This is a genomic window from Levilactobacillus cerevisiae (genome assembly GCF_003946245.1).
GTDB lineage: Bacteria > Bacillota > Bacilli > Lactobacillales > Lactobacillaceae > Levilactobacillus > Levilactobacillus cerevisiae.
On record NZ_RHNN01000026.1, the window covers coordinates 39,724 to 46,812 of the forward strand.

The following is a 7,089-nucleotide window of genomic DNA, read 5'->3' on the forward strand; positions in this document are numbered from 1 at the left end:
TGATTAAATGAAACGTTTAAAGCAAGTTGTAATGGGCCTGGTAACGGCGATGACGCTGTTTGCCGGGGGCCTCAGTTCGTTTAGCGCACCACTCACGGCCCAGGCGGCCACGACCAGCACCAGTAGTTCGACCGTCAACCTCAAGGCCAAGGCCGGGATTGCCGTTGATGCCACGACCGGTCAGATTCTCTATGATAAAAATAGTGATCAGGTCCTGCCCGTTGCCTCAATGACCAAGCTGTTGTCCATCTACTTGGTCCTCGACGCGGTTCACATCGGGAAGCTGAAATGGAATCAAAAAGTGACCATCAACAAAGCCACGGCTAAGGTTGCCCAAAATACCAACCTGTCCAACGTGCCCCTGCGGTCCGGCCACAGCTACACGGTCAAGGCCCTCTACCAAGCCTCATTAATTTACTCCGCTAACGGGGCCATCGAAGCCCTGGGGATTGCGGTTGCCGGGTCACCACACGCATTTGTTACGCAGATGCGCGCCCAAGCCAAGAAGCTGGGGATGACCGGCGCCAAGATTTACAACGCTTGTGGGCTGACCAACAAGCAAGTCGGCAAGCTGGGTTACACCAACGTTGCCGGTTCCACCGAAAATGAATGGTCCGCCGCCGACCAAGCCAAGTTGGCAGTGGCCCTGTTGAACAAGTACCCCGAAGTCTTGAAGACCACCAGCATCACCAAGCAGTGGTTTGAAAAGGGAACGGCTGACGCCACCAAGATGGAAAACTGGAACTGGATGTTGAAGGGCCTGTCTGCTTCGTACTCGAAGCTCCACGTGGACGGCTTGAAGACCGGGACCTCCGACGCGGCCGGTGCCAACTTTACCGGGACCGCCCACAATGGCGGTAACCGGATCATCACCGTCGTCTTGCACGCGGCACACAAGTCGGAAACTGATCCTGCTCGTTTCCAACAAACGCAGAAGATGATGTCTTACGTTTACAACAACTTTAAGACCGTCAGCCTCAAGGCCGGCAGTCAGGTGACTGGAAGTAAGACGGTTAAGACCAACGATGCCAAGGAAAAGACGGCGAAGACGGTCCTGACCAGCGGCTTGAAGCTCTGGATCCGCAACGACCAGGTTGCCAGCAACATTCAGTCAACCACGAAGCTGAAAGCTAAGTTGACCAAGAACAAGGCGTTGGAAGCACCGGTCTCAAAGAACACTGAGATTGGGACGGCTAACATCTCGCTGAAGGGCGACAAGTTAGGCTTCCTGGGCAACACCAAGACGACCGCCGTGCCGTTGAAGGTGACCAAGGCAGTTGAGAAGGCCAACATCTTTGTTCGCATGTGGCGGGCAATCGTGGCTTTGTTCTAAACGCATCAGTTTATGAAATCAATCGGAAGAGTCTGGGGATAATTTCTCGGGCTCTTTTTGGTGTTCCAAGTCTGGATTACTGAAACGTGCGACAAGAAGGGCAGCTGGCTCCGCTTAAAACTGAGAGCCGAACAATCCAAGCCCGGGATTATTCGGCTCTCAGCCTTAATGCTCACCAGCTAACCGCCTTCTGTCCCACTCTTTTTCATCAACTTGATTCAAGTCAACGCAACCAGTTGACCTCAGTTCTATACTAGGTGATGTACTGAAGACCTAACTTTACCGCACCACGAAATTTAATTTATTGGGTCAAAAGTGGCTGTAACGCTTATTTCACAACGTTGGTGGCGATTTCTATAGATTGTTGAGGGCCTGTTGTTGTTTTGACAAGTCAAGTATTAATGTGCGAGAATACTTATTACTATTAGCTAAGAACGCGCAATTTTAAGATTATTTTGAGGAAAAGGGAGTTGGCATTCGTGAACATGATTAAAGGCGAATGGAATTACATCCGGCACAATCGGTTGATTTTGATCTCCGTGTTGGCCATTATGTTTATTCCATTCCTCTACAGTATCTTCTTTCTAAAATCGGTTTGGGACCCGTACGGCGAAACCGGTTCGTTACCCGTTGCGGTGGTGAACCAGGATAAACCCGTGACTTATCAGGGGCAAAAATTAAACGTTGGGGATCAAACAATCACCAACCTGAAAAAGAACCACCAGTTAGGCTGGAAATTTGTGTCCGCTAAGAAGGCGGCGGCTGGGTTAAAGAATCACAAGTACTACACGGTGATCACCCTGCCAAAGAATTTCTCGGCAAACGCTGCGACGGCGCTGGATAAGCACCCGAAGAAAATGACGTTTACCTACAAGACGAACGGTTCAGCTAACTACATCGCACAGGTCATGAGTGAGGTCGGTTCTGACCAGCTGAACAGCCAGATTCGTGCAAAAGTGACCAAGGCATACGCCCAAGCCACGTTTAAGCAAATCTACGCCGTCGGCAAGGGGATGGACAAGGCTGCCAAGGGATCCGCTCAGTTGAAGAACGGGACGGTGACCTTGACGGATGGCCTGAACACCTACACGACCGGGGTCCACACGCTGAATAGTGGTCTCCAGGAAATGAAGACGTCCGTGACGCCATTGGCAACTGGGATTCAAAAGTTGACCACCGGTGCTTCTACGCTGCAAAGTGGACTGGCAACGTATACCGCCGGGGTTGGCCAATACGCTACTGGGGTGAACACGTACACTAGTGGTGTCGGTCAATATACCGCTGGGGTTAACCAATTTACCAGTGGTGTGAGTCAGTTAAGCGCAGGGATGCCGAAACTGACCGCCGGAACGTCACAACTTGCGAGTGGGGCCAGCACTTTGAAGAGTGGGACTTACACTTATGTTGATGGGGTTTATACGCTGAACTCTGGCGTGAAAACGCTGGGTAGTGGCGCAACTTCTCTGGCTAGCGGTGTCACCAAGCTGGCTGACGGGAGTAAGAGCTTGAATTCTGGGTTGAGTACGTTGAGTGGGAACTCTAGCTCGTTGAACTCTGGGGCAAGTCAATTGGCCACTGGTGCAACTAGCTTAAAAAATGGGGTAGACCAGTTAGAAACAAAACTTGACAATATTGCAGGCATGTCTGAGGACCTAACCAAGGCTAAAGGACTGTTGCAAAATATTCAAAACGTTGCTTCAATTAGGGGCAATGGCACGAGTATGGCCGCGGCTACGAATGATTTGTATACCGCTATGCAACAGTTAATGGCGGCGCAGGCTACCGCGAAAGCTGCTGCGGCTAGTGCTCAAACAGCAACTGATCAAATCAAGAGTGACGTTGCTGGATCGACTACAAGTACCTCTGGTTCTACAACAAGTGATGCGAATACAACGGCCAAGAGCAATATTGTGACCGCAACTTCCAAGGCTAAAGCGTTAGCTGACGAAATCAGTTCAGCAAGTAGTGATCAGTCAATTAAAGACAAAGTTACAGAGTTACAAACGCAGTTGGACACGATTAATAGTAATGCGAAAAACATTACAGCTGAAAAGCAGGCTTCAGCCGCCACGGCTAATGCCTCACTGTTGAAGGATGCTACAACGGCTGCTGATGCCAGTGCGGCTGCAACTACAGCTTTGGAAAATGTGCAGGCAAAAGCTGGAGCACTGCTAGGTCTAATGCAGTCTGCTACAATGACTGAAGCTCAAGCAAACGCACTTCAAGCTTTGATGAGTAGCTCAAGTACTGATGCAGCCACCGATATGAATAACTTATCATCAGACTTAACGGCGCTTTCTGCGTTGAATTCTGATGATAGTAAACAGCAGTTGGCGGCATTGCAGAAGGGTGCCACAGATTTGAGCACAGGTGCTACGCAACTAAGTACACAATTACCACAATACACGTCCGGTGTCGACCAAGCCTTCGCCGGCTCAACAACACTGAACAACGGTTTATCCAGCTTGAACAGTCAAGTACCAACCTTAACCAATGGGATTACCAAGATCATGGCAGGTACTGCCAAGTTAGCCAAGAATGGTCCCGCCCTAAAGAGTGGTGCCAAGAAGCTCTCGTCCGGTGCCACGCAATTAAACACTGGGCTGCAAACGGCCGCGGCGGGTGTGAACAAGCTGAACGCCAATACAGGTAAGTTAACTGCTGCTGGCAACAAGCTTAACGCCAACACGCCAAAGCTGACCGCTGCCGGCAACAAGCTGACTAGCAACTCCAGCAAGCTGAACCAGGGTGCCACCCAGATTAGTTCTGGCCTGAATACCTTGAACGGCAAGATTCCAACCTTAACCAGTGGGGTCAACCAACTGGCTGATGGTTCGCAACAGCTGGACAGCAATAGTGCTAAATTGCTCAGCGGTACCAACAAGCTCAAGAACGGGAGTGGCACGTTAGCCAAGTCCCTGAAGAGTGGTGCTGATCAACTCAAGGCACAACCTCTGACCAACAAGACGGCCGACATGTTTGCCGCACCAACGAAGCTGAAGCACGAAAGCTACAGTTACGTGCCAAACTACGGGCACGCCTTAGCACCTTACGTGCTGTCCGTTGCCCTCTACGTTGGGGCCTTGGTCTTCAACTTTGCCTTCCCAATTCGGAAGGTGTCACGCGAGGACGGGACGGCCACGGGTTGGTACTTGAGTAAGGTTTCCATTGGCGCGGTCGAAGGATTCGCCATGGGCCTGATCGAACCAGTCCTGATGATGTTAGGTGGCTTGAGTGTCGATCACCCAGGTCAAATGATTCTGATTTCAATCTTCTTCGCGGAAGCGTCGATGTTTATCGTCATGTTCCTGTCGATGCTGCTGGACAACCCTGGTCGATTCATCGCCATGGTTCTCCTGATGCTCCAATTAGGTGGTTCCGGTGGGACGTTCCCAATGGAAGTCACCAACCACTTCTACAACGTCGTGCACCCATTCCTGCCGATGACTTACTCAATCCTCGGATTCCGTCAAGCCATCACGTCGGGGATGCAGGGCATGGTCGGTCAATCGTTGTGGGTCTTAGCACTCTTTACCGTCATTGGTTTAGCGCTGCTCTGGCCAACCATGGTTTGGCTGCAAAAGAAGCACTTGATGGGCAAGTCACAGTTGGATGATAACCAAAAACTCCAAGCTGTTGAAGACCCAGATGCCAAGTCGCATTCATAAGATGTGAAATGAAAGTGTCGTGAAACCACTGGTTTTGCGGCACTTTTTGCGTATAATCGATTTTATAAGTTGAGAAATGAGGGATGCACATGTCAGTCACGTTTCGGTTAGCCACCACGGCGGATCAGCCGCGGATTGTGGCCATTTATAATCAGGCGATTGCCACGAAAGCAAGTACCGCGGACCTGACGCCCATGACGGTGGCGGAGCGGCAACCGTGGTTCCACGAATTTTCTGCGGATCATTTTCCGTTGTGGGTGATGGTGGAAGCAGATAACGTGGTGGGATTCGTGGGCCTGGAACCGTACAGTGACCGCGTAGCGTACGCGCAAACGGCCGAAATTGCCCTGTATTTGGCTTCTGAGGCGCAGGGCCACCACTTGGGCGGGCAAGCCGTAGAATGGGCTGAGAACGCCGGCAAACGCCTTGGACTGACGACGGTCATTTCGCGAATTTTTGGTTACAACCAGGCCAGCCGCCGTTTATTTGAAAAGCACGGTTACGAACACTGGGGCCATTTACCAGGAATCGCCGACATGCAGGGCTTCACTGCCGATTTGGAAGTCTACGGGAAGCATTTATGAGTTGGCCATTCGATGAAAATTCGCTGGATTTTTTCACAAAGTTCTAATCAAACAAGGGATGATAACGGATTCCCTTTGCTAAATATCACAACTGTTATATGAAAATAGCGTGAAACATGTTAAAATATCATCGTGTGGTTTTCTCATGTAAACCCATTAACTTGCTTCATATCTCAGAGTATTCGACGGAGGCAAACATTCTTGAATAAACGACGGCCAAACCCCAAGCAAGTGCCGGACCCCAATGAACCCTTATGGCGGTCGACACTGCGGGTAGCCATGCCCCTTAACTTGAGTTACATACCAATTGGGCTGGCTTGTGGAATTTTGCTACACGCGGCAGGGTTCAACACCTTACTGACAGGATTGGTTTCGATCCTTGTCTTTTCAGGTGGGGCGCAATTTTTAATTGCCACGATGTTGACCATTAATTCCCCATTACTTTCAATTGTTTTGATGTTGTTCTTTTTGGAATTACGGTATGCATTACTGAGTTCGAGTTTATCGCCTTACTTAAAAGGCCAGTCCAATCGCTTTTTATTTGCGTTTGCGATTTCGTTAAATGATGAAAATTACGCCATTAATTACTTAAAATTTGCCACGGATAAGAAGTGGACGGGTAAGGAAGCCTTGATGGTGGAGCACTATTCCTTGCTGTTCTGGGCCCTCAGTAACGTTGTCGGGAGTTTGATTGGGAGCGCACTGAAGATTGACCTGGGAGTCGTGAACTTTGCGTTAACGGCCCTGTTCTTGTACATGATCGTGATGCAGATCAAGAACCGTTTGACGATTGTCATTTGCCTGATTTCTGGGCTGCTGGCGGCCGCCTGCATGATGCTCACCAAGAGTACGTTGGGGTTGGTAATTTCGACGATTATTGCTTCACTGATTGGGTTCTTTCTGGAGACAACGTTGCGGAAACGGTTGCCAGATAGCCATTGGCTGTGGAAGTTGCGCAGTCCGGGGGCGAAGAAGTCGACGGTGGAAAGTGAATCGGATGATTAGGATACGGGAGACGCTATATGAGTGCAGTTAATACGTGGAACAGTACGCAACACTTCTGGTTAATTATTTTAGGCTTTTGTGTTGCCTTCGTGCCGCGCTTCATTCCCTTGATGTTGTTCACCAAGCGGGCCATTCCAGAATGGTTCAACGAATGGATGAAGTTTGTGCCGGTATCGTTATTTACCGCGCTGGTCGTGAAGGATATCTTCATTGACAGCGCCACTTACGGAATTATCTTAAACCATTTTTCCGAAATGATTGCGGCCGTTATCGTCGTCATCATTGCTTATCGCACGCGTTCCATGGCCATTTCGGTCATTACAGGATTGATAGCGGTGTTCCTGTTGAGCATGTTTATTGCGTGACGGTGATTCATTAAATTGTCAGAGGTAAGGCGGAGCGCTGTTGGCTCTGCCTTTTTTGGTTCTAAAATATCTGTTGTTGGTAATCAAATGAATTTGATTACTGGCAACGGATATTTTTGTATAATCAAAGAATG

5 protein-coding genes are annotated in these 7,089 nt (G+C 49.7%); all 5 read left to right on the plus strand.

The genetic code is table 11. The features are described from left to right. The first annotated feature begins 7 nt into the window (after positions 1-7). On the plus strand, positions 8-1,333 hold the full coding sequence (locus tag EKM99_RS11960; RefSeq protein WP_125583657.1) for a D-alanyl-D-alanine carboxypeptidase family protein: 1,326 nt from the start codon (positions 8-10) through the stop codon (positions 1,331-1,333). Positions 1,334-1,812: 479 nt separating this feature from the next. Then, positions 1,813-5,001 carry a YhgE/Pip domain-containing protein gene (locus tag EKM99_RS11965; RefSeq protein ID WP_125583658.1) on the plus strand — a complete coding sequence of 1,063 codons (3,189 nt, stop codon included), beginning with the start codon at positions 1,813-1,815 and terminating at the stop codon, positions 4,999-5,001. A gap of 89 nt (positions 5,002-5,090) precedes the next feature. Further along, positions 5,091-5,585 (plus strand): GNAT family N-acetyltransferase, encoded by a 495-nt coding sequence (locus EKM99_RS11970; protein WP_125583659.1) that lies wholly within the window; start codon positions 5,091-5,093, stop codon positions 5,583-5,585. Between the two features lie 201 nt (positions 5,586-5,786). Continuing rightward, on the plus strand, positions 5,787-6,590 hold the full coding sequence (locus tag EKM99_RS11975; RefSeq protein ID WP_125583660.1) for an AzlC family ABC transporter permease: 804 nt from the start codon (positions 5,787-5,789) through the stop codon (positions 6,588-6,590). Positions 6,591-6,607: 17 nt separating this feature from the next. After that, a complete protein-coding gene (locus tag EKM99_RS11980) occupies positions 6,608-6,955 on the plus strand; it encodes an AzlD domain-containing protein (protein WP_125583661.1) in 348 nt (115 codons plus the stop codon). Positions 6,956-7,089: the final 134 nt, after the last annotated feature.